This window comes from Actinophytocola sp. NPDC049390 (genome assembly GCF_044466355.1).
In the GTDB taxonomy this organism is placed as follows: domain Bacteria; phylum Actinomycetota; class Actinomycetes; order Mycobacteriales; family Pseudonocardiaceae; genus Actinophytocola.
The window spans coordinates 91,834-106,105 of the sequence record NZ_JBITMQ010000012.1; the positions used below are offsets into that span (position 1 = coordinate 91,834).

A 14,272-nucleotide genomic window follows, 5' to 3' on the forward strand; every position below is an offset into this window, starting at 1 on the left:
GCCAGGGCAGTCTTCTCGGCGCCTCCGGAACCAGCGGCCAAAAAACCCGGCCGAACCCGTGCGCCGATGTAGAGAAACCGCTCTCCCGCTCCGACCTGTTCCCGGTAGCCACCGGGAAGGGAGCAAGGACATGCGCAAGGTCATCTACTGGGTGCACACGTCCGTCGACGGACACATCGCCGGCCCGAACGGCGAGTTCGACTGGCCCGCCATGGGGCCCGAGCTGAGCGCCTGGTCGGACGGGATCAACGACCGGGTCGACACGTTCCTGTACGGCCGTGTCGTGTGGGAGCTGATGTCCGGTTACTGGCCCACGGCCGACCAGATCTCCGACCACCCGCACGATCTCGCGTTCGCGAAGGTGTGGCGGCAGATGCCGAAGATCGTCTTCTCGCGCACGCTCACCGGCGCGGGGTGGGGCGCGCGAGTGGAGTCCGACGTGGAGAGCGCTCTCCACGAGTTGAAAGCCCAGTCGGGCAAGGACATGCTGCTGACGGGTGGGGCCGGGCTGGCCGCCACGCTCGCGGGCATGGACCTGATCGACGAGTACCAGGTGGTCGTGCACCCGGTCGTCCTCGGCGGTGGCAAGCGGCTGTTCCCGTTCGCCGAGCGGTTCGACCTGGAACTCGCGGAGACGAGGACGTTCGACGGCCGCGCGGTGCTGCTCAACTACCGCCGCTGAGCTGGGTGCCGAGCGGCGTGCGGGTGTGCCGCAGCCAGCGGCCCACCCGGTGCGTGGTGACGAGACCGGCGTCGCGCAGGACGGTCAGGTGTTCGCTGACCGTGCTGTTCGGCAGGCCGCAGCGCCGCGCGAGGCCCGTGGTCGACGTCGGCTCGGTGAGCGCGGACAGCAGAACGGCGCGGGTGCGCCCGATCAGGCGATCCAGCGCGGCGGGCGGATCGGTGCGCGGTGTCCACAGCGCGGCGATCCCGCGTGCCGGGTAGTCGATGGTCGGCAGCCACGGCTCGTCCAGCATCACGCCGACGTTCGGCCACTCGAACGTGCTCGGCATCAGCACCATGCCCTCCTCACCGACGTCGCGGTGCCCGTGGGTGCCCACGTCGACGGTCAGCACCGGTTCGTGCCACCGGACACTCGGATGCAGGTCCGCGAGCACCGCGGCGAGGCCACCGTCGGCGAGCACGCCGGTCCGGTACGCGATGTCCCCGGCGAGCACGTCGCGCAGCCGCGGCCACCACGGCTCGATCAGCCGATCCCAGCACGCCTCGAGCGTGTCGGCCAGGAGAGCGCGTGCCCGTGGTGGGTGGTCCACCAGCGCCTGCGCGGGCGGTGGGAGGCGGCGGCCGTGGTGCGCGTGCAGGCACTGCGACAGCTCGGCCCGGACCTGGGCCGCCGGTGTCCGCCGGACCAGCGCCAGCTCGTCGGCGAACACCGGGTTCGGGCCCGCGGGCGGCGGCATCAGGAAGTCCGGGTTGTAGGTGCCGCGCATGACCTGCAGCAGCGGCGTCAGGTCCATCTCCTCGAGCGCCGGTGCGACCGCACGCAGCCACGGCCCGTGGTAGCCCTGCCGGTCCGGCCTGGTCAGCAGGCGGACCGCGCTCGTGGTCTCCCGCAGCGGGGAGATGGCCCACCGGCAGGTCGTGGTGGTGGTCAGGCGGAACGTGACCGGCATGGTTTCGGTTCTACCCGAAATGATGGTCGCCTGGTCGTGTGCCACGCACGCTGCCGGCATGTCGTTCCGCGTTCTCTGGTGGTCCCGCGCGATCTCGTTCGCCGGTGACGGGATAGGTCGCACCGCGCTCGTGCTGTACGCGGCGGGCAAGGGCGCGACGGCGGTCAGCGCGGTGCTGCTCGCGATCGCGCTGCCGCGGTTCCTCGGTCCCGTCGCGGGAGCGCTCTCCGACCGCGTCGACCAGCGCCGGCTGATGGCCGTCTGCGAGACCGGGCAGGCCGCGGTGTTCGCGGTGCTGGCCCTGCTGCTCCCACCGCTGCCCGTGCTCGTCGTGCTCGTACTGGTCAGCGGGTGCTTCGCGACGGCGTTCGTGCCCGCGGGCCGCAGCGCGGTGCCCGCCCTGGTGCCGGAGAGCGCTCTCGGACGCGCCAACGCGCTGCTGGGCACCGCGTTCACCATCCAACTGGCGGTGGGCCCGACCGTCGGCGGCCTGGCGATGGAGCTGGGCGGCGCTCGGGCAGCGCTCTGCTTGAACGCGCTGACCTTCCTCGTGTCGGCGCTGATCCTCACCCGCCTGCCCGCGCTCCGGTCAACCGGTGTCCACAACGGACTGTGGCGGGAAACCGCCGCCGGTCTGCGTTTCGTCGCGACCACCCCAGGGCCGAGAGCACTGGTGTCGTCCCTGTTCCTGGTGGTGTCGTTCGCCGCGATCGACAACGTGGCTCTGGTGTTCCTGGTGAGCGCTCTCCACGGCTCCGCGGCCGACTTCGGGCTGACGCAGGCCGCGTACGGGGTGGGCATGCTGGCCGCGTCCGGCCTGCTGAGCCTGGTGCTGGGGCGGCGGTCGGCGGTCGCGCTGCTGGTGGGTGGCATCGGGCTGGTGTCGACCGGCGCGATCGCGACCGCGTTGCTCCCGTCTCTGGCCGCGGTCGCCGTCGCGCAGGCGGTGGGCGGCATGGGCAATGCCGCGGAGAACATCGCGACGGACACGCTCGTGCAGCGGATCACCCCGCGCCACCTGCTCGGCCGGGCCTTCGGCGCCGTCGCGACCGCGGCACAACTGGGTTCGGCGGTCGCCTACGTGGTGGCCGGTCCGCTGATCGGGCTCGTCGGAGCCCACGGTGCGTTCCTGATCGGGGGAGCGGGCACCGCGCTCGCGTTGCTGGTGGCGGTGCCCGCGCTCCGCGCGCACGCGCACGGCGACCGCGCGGGCGCGGGAGCCGAGGTCGCCCGTGGTCAGTGAGTCCACAACGGACAGTGCGGTGGCGGCGTCGCCGGTGATGCGCCAGTACGCCTCCGCCGCCTCGGGACGGGCGTCACCGGGCACTCAGAGCTGGCCGAACAGCCAGTCGTCGGTGCGGCCGGGGTCGCGGACGGCGGCCGCGATCTCCGCGGCGGACACCGAGTCGCCGCTCTCCGCCAGTCGCAGCACCGCGTCGGCGAGGTCGCGCAGTGGTGCCTCGAAGCCACCCGTGTCGCGGGAGTCCAGCCATCCCGACAGCTCCCGCTGGTCCACTGTGGACCTGGCGGCGGCGACCGCCCGCCACAGGTCGTCGTAACCCCGGCGCACCGCCTGGGCCGAGGGCGATCCCGGTGGTTCGCCGCACGCCTGCACCAACCGCAACGCGTACACCGCGAAGTCGTCGCCGGTGAGCCCGCCGTCGCGGTCACCGGTACGGCGGCCGAAGCCGGGACGTCGCGCCCACGCGACGATCTCGTCGACGCCCGCGCTCAACAGCCCCCGGTGCGTGGTGTCGTGCCGGTCGAACCGCACGTCCGCGCCGGTGCCGCGGACGTCCGCGTAGTACCGCGCCACCACGTCGGCGGGCACGACGTCGTCGGCGTCGCCCGCGGTGAGCAGCACAGGGCGGTCCATGCGGGTCACCGGCACGCGGCACGCGTCCAGCAGCGGCGCGAGCCCGGGTCGTGTGTGCAGAGCGGTGAACCCGCTCTCGTCGTTGGTGACGTGCCAGGCGGCGTCGGAGACCTCGTCGAACCGGCCGACCGCGGCCAGCGCGACCAGCGCGCGGCCGGTCTCGGTGAGGACGCGCTCTCCCGCCCTGTGAGCAGGTACGGGAGCAGCGGCGACAGCGGCCGGTCGCCGTCGGCGGTCAGCTCGGCGACGAGCAGCGGCGCGTGCACCGGCGGCGCGATCGCGACGGTGCCGCGGAAATGCAGTTCTGGCGCGTACCGGCTCGCGACGAGACCGGTGAACAGCGCGGCGTGCGCGCCCCGCGAGAACCCGACGACGAGCCAGGCCTTGCCCACGTGTGGGTCCGTCGTCCGCGCCGCGCGGACGATGTCGACGACGTCGTCCGCGACCGCTTCGCCGTTGAGGTACGGGTGCGGGCCGAGGCTGTGCTGGTCGGCGACCGTCACCGCGTAGCCGGCGCCGAGCCACCGGTCGACGTGCACGCGCTCCGGCCCGGTCGGTCCTGGACCGAGGCCGGGCACGTAGCTGACCACCGGCCAGCCGCCCGGCGGCGGCGTCCCGACGGGCAGGAACACCGAACCGCCCGCCGCGCGGCCCGAACCGTCGTATCCCGGGCTGTGGAAGACGATCCGGGCCGCGTCGGCGGCGTGCACCGGCCACTGCCAGTCGGGCACGGGATGCCGCTCCAGTACGTCACCGGTTCGCACAGTCGTGGAACGTAGCCGGTGTGCGACAGGTTTACTTGTGGTGTCACCCGGCAGCACCAGGGCGTCACCCCGATGCCGCAGTGGTCACCGGCGCATGGACCAGCGACGGCCGTTCCGCGCCGGCAGGGACGCGCCGATGCCTGCCATGTGCAGGGCGAGGCAGAGCAGCCCGGCGGTCAGGAACGCGCTGGCGCTGATGCCGGTGGTGGCGTCGGCCAGATCCATGATCAGTGCGATGGCGAACAGCACCGCTGCGAGGATCGCAAGCATGGCGGGGATCCTTTCTGGGGACCTTCGTGCTCGCGGAATACCCTCGTCCCGAACGCCTCAATCCCTTGTGCCGCAGTGATCACGGCGAGACTCACGGCCTGCCCGGCAGCCGGTAGTTCTCCCCGAGTACCGCGCCGCGGTGGGGTTTGTACTGGTCGTAGCCGCGGGGGTCGCACTGGAGGCCGCCGTTGATGCAGTGGCTCACGAGAGCCGCGAGCGTCGGCGGATCCCACGCGTTGAAGAAGTCGTAGTGCCAGCTGTAGCCGCGTCCGCTCGCCAGCCGGACCTGGCTCATGTCCCCGTCGACGGGGAACGCGATCTTGAACTCCAGCATCGGCACCGGGTTCGGGTGCGACGACGGGCAGACGCCGCCGACCGGATACGCCATGTGCGACTTGTGGTCCGCGGAGTCGAGGTGCACGCCGTCCCAGCAACTCGGCGCCTGGAACCGCACGTTCAGCTGCGTGCCCGCCGGGCAGTGCGCGGGGAAGTCCCAGTTGAAGAAGCTGTCCCCGCACTCCCAGCCCTCGACCCGGCCCGGGTGCGCGCGGAACTCCTCGAGCGTCGAGTTGGGACTGCCGACCACGTACCGCAGGCCCGGCGGGAACGGCCGGACGTCCTGGTACCGCTCGATCCCGGACTTGTAGTAGATGACCTGTCTGAAGTTCGGGATCACCGGTGCGTTCCCGTTGAACATGGTCGGGAACCAGTACGCCGACAGGTCGTCCGGCGCGAGGCAGGACGTCGCGCCGACGCCGGCGGCCTGCAGCGACTCCAGCGTCGTGTACGCGTTCGTCGTCGTGTTGCCCGTGAAGCTGTGCTCGTGCGACGCGCCGGGCAGGTTCGGGAGCACGATCGGGTCGTCGGGGAGCCGGTGTGTGACCGAACAGTTGACCTGGAACTCGTGGTGCGTCACGTCGTCCGCCGGGTCGGCGGCCGCGGGTGTGCTCAGTAGTGCCGCGACGGCCAGGCCGGTCGCCGCGAGTGTGAGATGTCGCCTCATCTGGCTGTACTCCTCCTCGGCAGGGATCGAGGGAGAGCGCTCTCCCACGAGCGTAGCTCTCCGTGTCAATATCGCCCTTGACATGCGCACAATCCGCCCGCAACACTCGGAACGGAGTGGGAGAGCGCTCTCCGAACCCACTCCGAGAACCCTGCTGAGGAGTCGCAATGAAGCGCGCTCTCGCGCTGGTCGTCGCCCTGCTCGCCGGACTGCTCACCGTCGCCGCGCGTCCCGCTGCCGCGGCGCCGGGCGTCGTCCGCGTGACCGGATCGCACGGCGACTGGCAGCTCACCGTCGACGGCAACCCGTTCCAGGTCAAGGGCCTCACCTGGGGCCCGCCGGTGTCCGAGGCGGCACAGCGGATGCCGGACCTGAACGCCATGGGCGTCAACACGGTCCGCACCTGGGGCACCGACGGCACGTCGGCGCCGCTGTTCGACGCGGCGGCCGTGAACGGCATCAAGGTGATCGCCGGTTTCTGGCTGCAGCCCGGCGGCGGACCGGGCAGCGGCGGTTGCGTGAACTACGTGACCGACACGAACTACAAGTCGACCATGCTCGCCGAGTTCACCCGCTGGGTGGATGTCTACAAAGGACACCCCGGCGTCCTGATGTGGAACGTGGGCAACGAGTCCGTGCTGGGCATGCAGAACTGCTTCTCCGGCGCGGAACTGGAGAGCCAGCGCAACGCGTACACCAGGTTCGTCAACGACGTGGCACGCGCGATCCACGGCATAGACCCGAACCACCCGGTCACCTCGACCGACGCGTGGACCGGCGCCTGGCCGTACTACGAGGCGAACGCCCCCGACCTCGACCTGTACGCGGTGAACTCGTACAACGCCGTGTGCCAGGTCCGCGGCGACTGGGAGGCCGGTGGGTACACGAAGCCGTACATCCTCACCGAGGGCGGCCCCGCGGGCGAGTGGGAGGTGCCGGACGACGTCAACGGCGTCCCGGCCGAACCGTCGGACGTCGCGAAACGCGACGGCTACCGGCGCGCGTGGGACTGCCTGACCGCGCACACCGGTGTCGCGCTCGGCGGCACGCTGTTCCACTACGGCACCGAGCAGGACTTCGGCGGCGTGTGGTTCAACCTGTTGCCGGGCAACGAGAGAAGGCTCTCCTACTACTCGGTCGCGGCCGCGTACGGCGGCGACCCGGGCGCGAACACCCCGCCGGTGATCTCGCGGATGGACCTGTCCCGTATCACCGACGTGCCCGCGGGCGGGCCGTTCACGATCGACGTCGCGGCGTCGGACCCAGACGGGGACGCGCTCTCCTACGCGATCATGCTGAACAGCAAGTACATCGACAACGCCGGCGCGCTCGTGCCCGCGTCGTTCTCCGGCGGCGGCCCGTTCACCGTGCGGGCGCCGGACCGGCTCGGCGTCTGGAAGGTGTACGTGTACGCCCGCGACGGGCACGGCAACGTCGGCATCGAGACGCGGTCGTTCCGGGTGGTCGCGCCGACGCCGGACGGGGTGAACGTGGCACGCGGCAAGACCGCCACCGCGTCGTCGCACCAGCAGGTTGGCGACGGGGCGCCGTTCCCGCCGTCCAACGCCGTCGATGGAGCGCTCTCCACGCGCTGGGCGTCCGACTGGAGCGACCCGCAGTGGCTGGCGGTCGACCTTGGCGCGGTGACCACGTTCCAGCACGTGCAACTCGTGTGGGAGGCCGCGTACGGGCGGGCGTACGAGATCCAGGTCTCGGACAACGGGTCCGACTGGCGCTCTGTGCACGCGGCTACCAACGGTGACGGCGGCGTGGACGACATCGACGTGACGGCGTCCGGTCGGTACATCCGGGTGTACGGCACGGGGCGGGGTACCGGCTGGGGTTACTCGCTGTACGAATTCGGCGTCTACCGCCGCTGACAACACACGATGGTAGGTTCACCCCCCTGTTTGGAGAGACCTCTTGCGTACCATCGGCGCCATGAACACAAGAAGGTCTCCGTCCGCGGTCACCCTGGAGGACGTGGCCAAGATGGCGGGGGTCTCGCGCGCGACGGTTTCGCGTGTGGTGAACGGAACCCGCAACGTCGACATCGCCATCCAGGACGCGGTGCGGCAGGCGATCGAGAAGACCGGGTACTCGCCGAACCGTGCGGCGCGGTCGCTGGTCACCCGCCGCACGGACGCGGTAGCGCTGGTCGTGTCGGGTTCGAGCGGTGACGTGTTCGCCGACCCGTTCTTCGGCCGGGTGGTCGGTGGCGTGGTCGGCTACCTGCGCGACCACCACGTCCACGCGCTGTTGATGCTGGCCGACGACGAGATCACGCGCGCGGACGTCCTCCACCGCGTCCGCCAGGGCGACGTCGACGGCGTGCTGGTGGTCAACACCGACCCGGAGGACCCCATGCCCGCGATGCTCCGGATCGCCGGCCTGCCCGCGGTGGGGTTCTCCAGAACCGCCTTCCCGCTGCCGTTCGTGGACGTGCGGCACCGGGAAGGCGGCCGGATGGCGGCACGGCACCTGCTCGAGCGCGGTCGTCTCAAGCTCGCGACCATCTCCGGGCCACGGCACGTGCCGGCGAGCCAGAACCGGATCAGGGGATTCCGCGACATCGCGGGCGAGCGGGTGCCCAACGCGCGTGGCAACTTCACGATGGCGAGTGGCGAGGAGGCGATGGACGAGCTGCTGGAGGAGTATTCGGACATCAACGGTGTCTTCGTGGCCAACGACCTGATGGCGCAGGGTGCGCTCGTGGCCCTGCGCGAGAACGGGCTGAACGTGCCGGGCGACGTAGCGGTGGTGGGCTTCGACGACAGCAGCGCCGCTCTGGCGTCCCGCCCCAAGCTGACGACCATCAGGCAACCGGTCGAGGAGATGGGCGCCGCGATGGCGCAGACGCTGCTCGAGCACGTGCGGAACCCGGATTCGGTGCTGGGCAAGGTGATGTTCGAGCCGGAACTGGTGATCCGCGACTCGTCCTAGTCCGCCGCGTCCCACCAGGCGAGCACGCGCGTTCCGTGGAAGGTCAGCCACTTCGACGGCTCGCCCTCGGCCACGTCGACGTCGAACCAGACACGCCCGGGGAGCACCGCGCCCTGGAGCCAGGTCCCGTCCGGGCGCCGCGCGGCGCGCACGATCTCGATCGCGTCGGTCATGCGCGGATCGGGTGGGGTGCCGTCGAACTCGGCGGCCTGGCGGAAGTAGTCGGCCGCGTTGAGGACGCTGTACCGCCAGCGGAACGGGTACGCGAACTCGTCCACCCACGGCGCCACCGGTCCGCCCGTCGACAGCCGCCGGAAGAGCCCGCGCCGCAGGAGGTACTCCTCGCCCGAGCGCCGGGCCGCACGCGTGGCGTCGGTGCCGCCGGTGGCGACGTCGACGGCGAGCAGGGCCTTGAGGGCGTTGAGCGTCGAGTGGAACGACGAGCGTGTCGAGCCCTCCACCCACGCGCAGTTCCAGCCGCCGTCGGTCAGCCGGTGCTCGAGGAACCAGTCGACGATGCCGGTGACGTCGGCGCGCAGCCACAGGCCGTTCATGACGGTCCACGCGTTGATACAGCAGTCGACCTCACCGCCCCAGTACGGCAGGTCGTCGTACTCCCAGCGGCAGTGCTCGTCGAGCAGTTCGGCAGTGCGGCGGTCACGCAGGACGGCGGGGTCGAGGCCCCACTCCCGCAACGCGTTGAGCGACCACGTGGTCGCCGTCCAGGGCTGTCCGACCTCGGTCTCCGGGTCGGCGTCGGCGGGGAAGAACGCCCCACCCGCCCACTGGCCGTCGGGTTCCTGGAGCGCGAGGAGCCGCGCACCGAACCCCTCGGTGGCGACCTTGGCGCGTGTCGTCTTCCACACCGAGGGCGGTTCAGGCAGGAGAGCGCTCTCCACCTGCCAGCGCAGGGCCGGGTCGGAGTCACGTAGCCAGGCGAGCGGGTCCACGGCGCGACTGTAGCCGTCCGTGGCCGTGGTAGTAGTTGTCGTCGGCCAGAGCGGTCTCCTGGGGATCGGTGAGAGTGAACAGCAATTCCGCGCACGGGTTCCGCGGGCGGTCGGACGTGGAGTGGGGTGACCCCGACTTCACGGTCCGGGTCGCCGGCGTGGACGACCTGCTGGGCATCCAGCGGGAGAACGTCGCGCACGACCGGTCCCGCCGGTGGAGCAGCGAGGGCGCGTTGCTGCGGCAGGTGTCGGCGGTGTCGGGCGTGTTCCTGTGCCCGATGCTGCGGAACGAGGGCCGCGCGTCCGAGCCGGAGTCGTACCGCTGCTGGGCGTGGTTCGTCCTCGGGGCCGAGGAGGGGACACAGGGTGTGACGTTGCTGGATGTGGGAAAGGACATCTTCGAGGCGCTGCCCGAGCTGTACTCTCGCACCGAACTGCGCAGGGTGATCAAGGTGACGATGGCCCGCGTGATGCTGGGATCCCGGTTCGAGAACATGTGGTGAGTGCCGTGCGGGTCGATCCGTCCAATATGGACCAACTGGCGTACTGGGACGGTGCGTCCGGCGCCTACTGGGCACGTCGCGCGGACCGCTTCGAGGAAGGCGTCGCCGACTACGACTTCGTGGGCGCGGTGGGCGTCGAGCGAACGGACCGCGTGCTGGACGTGGGCTGCGGCAGCGGCGCGACGACCCGTGCGGCGGCCCGCCTCGCGGTCGACGGGCACGTGCTGGGCGTGGACCTGTCGGGCCCGATGCTGGCGCTGGCGAGAGAGCGCTCCACCGGGTTGCCGAACGTCGGCTACGAACAGGCGGACGCGCAGGTGCACCCGTTCCCGGAGCACGACGTGGTGATGAGCCGCAGCGGCGTGATGTTCTTCGGCGACCCGGAGAGCGCGTTCACGAACCTGGCGCGGGCGCTGCGCCCGGGCGGCCGGCTGGCGCTCATGACGTGGCAGGCGGTGTCCGCCAACGAATGGCAGCAGGTGATCCGCGGTGCGCTACGGGCCGGTGCGGCGCCCGCCGCGTCCGGCTTCGCCGACCCGGACTGGACCCGGAACCTGTTGACCAGCACCGGCTTCACCGACATCCGCGTCGAACCCCGCGTGGCGGACATGTACCTGGGTGCGACGGTCGAGGACGCGCTCGACTTCGTGACGGGCCAGTTCGCGCAGGCGATCGCCCGGCTGGACAACCCGGACGAGGCGGCGGAGTCCCTGCGCGTGGACCTCGCGAAGCACCAGTCGCCGACCGGCGTCCGCCTGGGCTCGGCGGCGTGGTTCATCCACGCGACCCGCTGAGATACCCGCCCTCGCTACACGCCCACCGCGCCGTCGATGCGTTCGCGGAGCAGGTCGGCGTGGCCGTTGTGGCGGGCGTACTCCTCGATCATGTGCACCAGTACCCAGCGCAGCGACACCGTGCCGCGCCAGCTGTCCTCGCCCGTGACGTCCAGGTCCGGGGCCGCGGCGGTGACCTCCTCCGCGAACGTCACCTCGGCGCGCCACGCCGCCCACGCCTCCGCCGCCACCTCGGGCGCGGGCGTCGCGCCGTCGAAGTCGCCGTCCGGGTCGGCCGGGGACGAGAAGCGGGGCGGGGCGTCCTCCTTCGCCAGGACCTGGCGGAACCAGCGGCGTTCGACGTCGGCGAGGTGACGTACCAGTCCCAGCAGCGACAGCGTCGACGGCGGCACGGACCGGTCGGCCAGCGCGGTGTCGAGGCCCGCGCACTTCGCCTCCAGTGTCGCGCGCTGTGCGGCCAGCACCCCGGCGAGCACGGTGCGCTCGTCGCCGGTCGTCGGGTTCTGGAACCGTCGGTCGTCGGCGCCGCCGAACAGTTGGGCTCTTCTCGGCATGACGGCACGTTAGCGGTCGGCTGAGCCGGAAGGCGGTTGTCCGCGATGAGCGGCGTACTTACGATTCGCCTGTTCTCACGGACAGGGGACGCCATGACCGACGCACTGATCGCGAGCATGCGAAGAGCTGTGGAGGCCGCGCCCGACGACGTCGTGCTGCGGCTGCACCTCGCCGAACTGCTGGTGGGCGCCGGCAACGGGGACGACGCCGTCACTCACCTCGGGGTCGTGCTCGCCGCCGACCCCGGCAACCACAGGGCGCACGACCTGATGGCCCTCGCCGTGGACGGCGCGCCCTGCTACCCGGGGTTCGACTGGCAGGCAGCGGAAAAGGATCTCCGCGCCTGATCAGCGGCCTGGCCAACCGCCCGTGAACTGCGCAAACGCCGCGCCCAGTACGTAACCTCAAGCCCCACCCGATCCCGGGGGCCACCCGCCTTGCCAGTCTACCAGTGGGTACCGACAGTGGCCGTGATGTCGATCTTGGCTGTGGACAACCGGGTGAGCTGTGGACAAGTCACGTCTCGCGCCACCAGATGGCTGACGTCGGGGTGCGGCGGGTGGGGGCGGTCGACTGCGCCGAGGACATGGCCTCCGCCAAGCGGATCACCTGCGCTGTCAGCGTCGCCAGTTCGGCCGGTTGCCAGTCCGCCACCGCGGGCGAGAAGCGGGCGAGCAGGTTGTCGCCGTAGGCGCGCAGTGCCTGTTCACCCGCCTTGGAAAGGGTGATCGCGTAGCTCCGGCCGTCGTCGGTGTCGGGGGCGATCGTGATCAGGCCCTTGTCCTGCAGCGCGCGGACGTGTCTCGTGATCGACGGGAACGCCATTTCGAGTTCTGCCGCTGCCTGTGACGGTTTCAACGTGCCCTTCTCCGCGCCCGCCAGCGTGAGCAGCCCGACGTCCACCTCGTCCAGTGGCTGATCCGCCACCCCGCGCTGGACGTGCCTGGCACACTCCCGCAGCGCGGCCATCAGTTGCAGCACCACCGAGCTGTTTACTTCCACCAAGTAAGTATATGTCGAAAACGGTGTCCGCGGTTCGTCGGCTGGGAAACGAAGGGAGCACGATCATGATCATTGCGTTGCCCACCGAGGACCGGGTCGCCGCGCACGCCTTCTACCGGGACGCGTTCGGGTTCGAGGCGTTCGGCGGACCGAGCGACGACGGTGTGCCCGAGCCGCTCCAGTTCCGGCTCGGCGACGACCTCGCCCTCATGCTCATCCCCACCGGTGGGTTCGGCTGGACGGTCGGCAGGCCGGTCGCCGAGCGGGGGACCAGTGAGGTCGCGTTGTCGATCACCGTCCACGACGTGGACGCGGCGTTCGGGAGAGCGGTTTCCGCCGGGGCGGAGGTCGTCGCGAAGCCCGAACAGAAGCCATGGGGCTACACCGCTGCCGTCGCCGACCCCGACGGTCACGTCTGGTTGTTGAACTAACCCGCGATCCGGTCCAGCCACTCCGCCAGCAGCGCCTGTTCGTGGACGGTCAGCGCCGAGGTCGACGGGAGTGCTGCTCGGAGAGCGATTGCCGCAGCCACCGCGCCCGGGGCCTCGGCGGCCGGGGCGTCGGTGGTGATCGCCGCGATCACCGCTTCGCGGGTCAGCGTGGACACCGTCAGGTCACGGCGGTCGGGTGGTTCGGCGATGAGGGTGAGCGTCGTGCCGCAGCCCGCCGCGTGGGCCATCCTGGCCGCGCGTTCCTCGCTGACCCGCAGCCTGCCGGCCGCCGCGACCCGGTGGATCCGGATCGCCAGCAGTTCCGCCGCCGCCGCTGCCGCCGGGGTGGTCGCGCCCGGGCGGGGCTCGCCGTAGATCAACGAGTACAGCGCCGGGTTCGCGAGGCCGAACTCGACGTGCATGTCCCAGCCGGTGCGCAGGTCCTCGACCGGGTCGTCGCTCGCCGCCTGGCCGGTCTTCTTCTCCAGGTACGCCTGGAAACCGTGCGTCGCCACCGCGTCGAGGAGGCCCTGCTTGTCGCCGAAGATTCGGTAGATCGTGGGGGCCTGGACGTTCGCCGCCGCGCTCACCGCGCGGGTCGACACCGCCTCGCGGCCGCCCTCGTCGAGCAGCGCGGCGGCGGCGACGACGATCCGGTGCCGGGTGTCCACGTGTTCGACGATAACAGGATCGTGTTATCGGCTATTCGCTCCACGCCGCACGCACCGCCGACACCACCGACGCGGCCTGCCGCAGACCCGCGCGGGCCGCGTCGGCGCGTTTCGCCGGGTCGAGCACGTTGCGGCCGAACGCCCGCAGCGCCTCGGCGTCCGGGCTCACCAGCGTCACCGCCGACGACTCCCGGCGCAGCCGCTCGATGTGCGCCGCCGCGCCCGGCATCGGGCCGAAACCGCGGGGGATCGGGGCCAGCACGACCACCTTGTCGTACCCCGCCGCGAGATCCGCGTTCGTGCCCGACCGCGCGCCGCCGTCCATGTACCGCCGACCGTCGATCGTGACCGGCGGCCACACCCCGGGCACGGCACAGCTCGCCGCGACCGCACGCACCAGCGGCACACCCGAGTCACGGTCGAACACCCGGAACTCGCCCGTCTCGGCGTCCACCGCGGTCACTCGGAGAGCGCTCCCCGACGGCCATTCCCTGACCGGCAGCCGCGACTCGATCACCGCGACGCGCGCGGCCTCGTCGCCGCGCACGCCCAGCGCCAGACGGCCGATCCGCTGCCTGACCTTCCGCGGCGTACTCGAACCCCCGAGGATCGCCATGCCGTAGCGGATCATCGTGCCGACACCGAGTGCGCCCGCGACCTCGCCGTCCGGCGGCGCCAGCTGCGCCGCGTACCGCTCCGCCGGGTCGAGGCCGTTCGCCACCTGGGCGCCGACCACCGAACCCGCGGACGTGCCGACCACGAGGTCCGCGTCGGAGAGCGTTATCCCGGCCGCGGCAAGACCCGAGAGAATGCCCCATTCCCAGGCGATCCCCGTGATACCGCCGCCACCGAGCACGAGTGCGCGTCGAGTCATCC

18 protein-coding genes are annotated in these 14,272 nt (G+C 71.4%); 8 read left to right on the forward strand and 10 right to left on the reverse strand.

Features of this window, described 5'->3' with window-relative positions:
• The first annotated feature begins 130 nt into the window (after nucleotides 1-130).
• The gene (locus tag ACIBVP_RS30150) at nucleotides 131-682 is read left to right on the forward strand and encodes a dihydrofolate reductase family protein (RefSeq protein ID WP_396109755.1); all 552 of its coding nucleotides are present in this window, start codon (nucleotides 131-133) and stop codon (nucleotides 680-682) included.
• On the opposite strand, the gene ACIBVP_RS30155 is transcribed toward ACIBVP_RS30150, so the two are convergent.
• Nucleotides 666-1,634: a DUF5937 family protein gene (locus ACIBVP_RS30155; RefSeq protein ID WP_396109756.1), complete on the reverse strand. Its 969-nt coding sequence runs from the start codon at nucleotides 1,632-1,634 to the stop codon at nucleotides 666-668. The two genes, ACIBVP_RS30150 and ACIBVP_RS30155, sit on opposite strands and share 17 nt — an antisense overlap.
• 58 nt (nucleotides 1,635-1,692) lie before the next feature.
• Here ACIBVP_RS30155 and ACIBVP_RS30160 point away from each other — a divergent pair, with 58 nt between their 5' ends.
• Nucleotides 1,693-2,877 carry an MFS transporter gene (locus ACIBVP_RS30160; protein WP_396109757.1) on the forward strand — a complete coding sequence of 395 codons (1,185 nt, stop codon included), beginning with the start codon at nucleotides 1,693-1,695 and terminating at the stop codon, nucleotides 2,875-2,877.
• 84 nt (nucleotides 2,878-2,961) lie between these two features.
• Here the strand turns inward: ACIBVP_RS30160 and ACIBVP_RS30165 are convergent, their stop codons facing one another.
• The 4 genes from ACIBVP_RS30165 to ACIBVP_RS30180 form a co-directional block, all read right to left on the reverse strand.
• Entirely contained in the window at nucleotides 2,962-3,510 is a 549-nt protein-coding gene (locus tag ACIBVP_RS30165; protein WP_396109758.1) for a hypothetical protein, read from the reverse strand.
• A 5-nt stretch (nucleotides 3,511-3,515) separates the two neighbouring features.
• Nucleotides 3,516-4,274, reverse strand: a complete 759-nt coding sequence (locus tag ACIBVP_RS30170) for a lipase family protein (RefSeq protein WP_396109759.1) — start codon at nucleotides 4,272-4,274, stop codon at nucleotides 3,516-3,518.
• An 84-nt stretch (nucleotides 4,275-4,358) separates the two neighbouring features.
• On the reverse strand, nucleotides 4,359-4,544 hold the full coding sequence (locus tag ACIBVP_RS30175; protein ID WP_396109760.1) for a hypothetical protein: 186 nt from the start codon (nucleotides 4,542-4,544) through the stop codon (nucleotides 4,359-4,361).
• Nucleotides 4,545-4,635: 91 nt separating this feature from the next.
• The gene (locus tag ACIBVP_RS30180) at nucleotides 4,636-5,547 is read right to left on the reverse strand and encodes a DUF1996 domain-containing protein (protein ID WP_396109761.1); all 912 of its coding nucleotides are present in this window, start codon (nucleotides 5,545-5,547) and stop codon (nucleotides 4,636-4,638) included.
• Nucleotides 5,548-5,714: 167 nt separating this feature from the next.
• Here ACIBVP_RS30180 and ACIBVP_RS30185 point away from each other — a divergent pair, with 167 nt between their 5' ends.
• Together ACIBVP_RS30185 and ACIBVP_RS30190 are read left to right on the forward strand one after the other, a co-directional pair.
• Nucleotides 5,715-7,427, forward strand: a complete 1,713-nt coding sequence (locus ACIBVP_RS30185; RefSeq protein WP_396109762.1) for a discoidin domain-containing protein — start codon at nucleotides 5,715-5,717, stop codon at nucleotides 7,425-7,427.
• A gap of 61 nt (nucleotides 7,428-7,488) precedes the next feature.
• Nucleotides 7,489-8,490, forward strand: a complete 1,002-nt coding sequence (locus ACIBVP_RS30190) for a LacI family DNA-binding transcriptional regulator (protein WP_396109763.1) — start codon at nucleotides 7,489-7,491, stop codon at nucleotides 8,488-8,490.
• On the opposite strand, the gene ACIBVP_RS30195 is transcribed toward ACIBVP_RS30190, so the two are convergent.
• Entirely contained in the window at nucleotides 8,487-9,440 is a 954-nt protein-coding gene (locus ACIBVP_RS30195; RefSeq protein ID WP_396109764.1) for a squalene cyclase, read from the reverse strand. The genes ACIBVP_RS30190 and ACIBVP_RS30195 overlap by 4 nt on opposite strands.
• A 74-nt stretch (nucleotides 9,441-9,514) precedes the next feature.
• On the opposite strand from ACIBVP_RS30195, the gene ACIBVP_RS30200 reads away from it, so the two are divergent.
• A complete protein-coding gene (locus ACIBVP_RS30200) occupies nucleotides 9,515-9,943 on the forward strand; it encodes a hypothetical protein (RefSeq protein ID WP_396109765.1) in 429 nt (142 codons plus the stop codon).
• Nucleotides 9,944-9,948: 5 nt separating this feature from the next.
• Complete coding sequence (locus ACIBVP_RS30205; protein WP_396109766.1) at nucleotides 9,949-10,737, forward strand: class I SAM-dependent methyltransferase; 789 nt, start codon at nucleotides 9,949-9,951, stop codon at nucleotides 10,735-10,737.
• 14 nt (nucleotides 10,738-10,751) lie between these two features.
• Here the strand turns inward: ACIBVP_RS30205 and ACIBVP_RS30210 are convergent, their stop codons facing one another.
• Nucleotides 10,752-11,291: a DinB family protein gene (locus tag ACIBVP_RS30210; RefSeq protein WP_396109767.1), complete on the reverse strand. Its 540-nt coding sequence runs from the start codon at nucleotides 11,289-11,291 to the stop codon at nucleotides 10,752-10,754.
• A 93-nt stretch (nucleotides 11,292-11,384) separates the two neighbouring features.
• Between ACIBVP_RS30210 and ACIBVP_RS30215 the strand changes: the two genes are divergently transcribed.
• Nucleotides 11,385-11,639: a tetratricopeptide repeat protein gene (locus tag ACIBVP_RS30215; RefSeq protein WP_396109768.1), complete on the forward strand. Its 255-nt coding sequence runs from the start codon at nucleotides 11,385-11,387 to the stop codon at nucleotides 11,637-11,639.
• 169 nt (nucleotides 11,640-11,808) lie between these two features.
• On the opposite strand, the gene ACIBVP_RS30220 is transcribed toward ACIBVP_RS30215, so the two are convergent.
• Nucleotides 11,809-12,294 (reverse strand): MarR family winged helix-turn-helix transcriptional regulator, encoded by a 486-nt coding sequence (locus tag ACIBVP_RS30220; RefSeq protein WP_396109769.1) that lies wholly within the window; start codon nucleotides 12,292-12,294, stop codon nucleotides 11,809-11,811.
• Between the two features lie 65 nt (nucleotides 12,295-12,359).
• Between ACIBVP_RS30220 and ACIBVP_RS30225 the strand changes: the two genes are divergently transcribed.
• A complete protein-coding gene (locus tag ACIBVP_RS30225) occupies nucleotides 12,360-12,725 on the forward strand; it encodes a VOC family protein (protein WP_396109770.1) in 366 nt (121 codons plus the stop codon).
• Here ACIBVP_RS30225 and ACIBVP_RS30230 read toward each other — a convergent pair.
• Together ACIBVP_RS30230 and ACIBVP_RS30235 are read right to left on the reverse strand one after the other, a co-directional pair.
• Nucleotides 12,722-13,396 (reverse strand): TetR/AcrR family transcriptional regulator, encoded by a 675-nt coding sequence (locus ACIBVP_RS30230; protein WP_396109771.1) that lies wholly within the window; start codon nucleotides 13,394-13,396, stop codon nucleotides 12,722-12,724. The two genes, ACIBVP_RS30225 and ACIBVP_RS30230, sit on opposite strands and share 4 nt — an antisense overlap.
• A gap of 31 nt (nucleotides 13,397-13,427) precedes the next feature.
• The gene (locus tag ACIBVP_RS30235; protein ID WP_396109772.1) at nucleotides 13,428-14,270 is read right to left on the reverse strand and encodes a patatin-like phospholipase family protein; all 843 of its coding nucleotides are present in this window, start codon (nucleotides 14,268-14,270) and stop codon (nucleotides 13,428-13,430) included.
• Nucleotides 14,271-14,272 lie beyond the last annotated feature (2 nt).

Excerpts from the sequence above, each read along its gene's own strand:
- ACIBVP_RS30150 (WP_396109755.1), top strand. The coding sequence starts at position 131 with ATGCGCAAGGTCATCTACTGGGTGCACACGTCCGTCGACGGACACATC.
- ACIBVP_RS30155 (WP_396109756.1), bottom strand. The coding sequence starts at position 1,634 with ATGCCGGTCACGTTCCGCCTGACCACCACCACGACCTGCCGGTGGGCC.
- ACIBVP_RS30160 (WP_396109757.1), top strand. The coding sequence starts at position 1,693 with ATGTCGTTCCGCGTTCTCTGGTGGTCCCGCGCGATCTCGTTCGCCGGT.
- ACIBVP_RS30165 (WP_396109758.1), bottom strand. The coding sequence starts at position 3,510 with ATGGACCGCCCTGTGCTGCTCACCGCGGGCGACGCCGACGACGTCGTG.
- ACIBVP_RS30175 (WP_396109760.1), bottom strand. The coding sequence starts at position 4,544 with ATGCTTGCGATCCTCGCAGCGGTGCTGTTCGCCATCGCACTGATCATG.
- ACIBVP_RS30180 (WP_396109761.1), bottom strand. The coding sequence starts at position 5,547 with ATGAGGCGACATCTCACACTCGCGGCGACCGGCCTGGCCGTCGCGGCA.
- ACIBVP_RS30185 (WP_396109762.1), top strand. The coding sequence starts at position 5,715 with ATGAAGCGCGCTCTCGCGCTGGTCGTCGCCCTGCTCGCCGGACTGCTC.
- ACIBVP_RS30190 (WP_396109763.1), top strand. The coding sequence starts at position 7,489 with ATGAACACAAGAAGGTCTCCGTCCGCGGTCACCCTGGAGGACGTGGCC.
- ACIBVP_RS30210 (WP_396109767.1), bottom strand. The coding sequence starts at position 11,291 with ATGCCGAGAAGAGCCCAACTGTTCGGCGGCGCCGACGACCGACGGTTC.
- ACIBVP_RS30215 (WP_396109768.1), top strand. The coding sequence starts at position 11,385 with ATGACCGACGCACTGATCGCGAGCATGCGAAGAGCTGTGGAGGCCGCG.
- ACIBVP_RS30225 (WP_396109770.1), top strand. The coding sequence starts at position 12,360 with ATGATCATTGCGTTGCCCACCGAGGACCGGGTCGCCGCGCACGCCTTC.
- ACIBVP_RS30235 (WP_396109772.1), bottom strand. The coding sequence starts at position 14,270 with ATGACTCGACGCGCACTCGTGCTCGGTGGCGGCGGTATCACGGGGATC.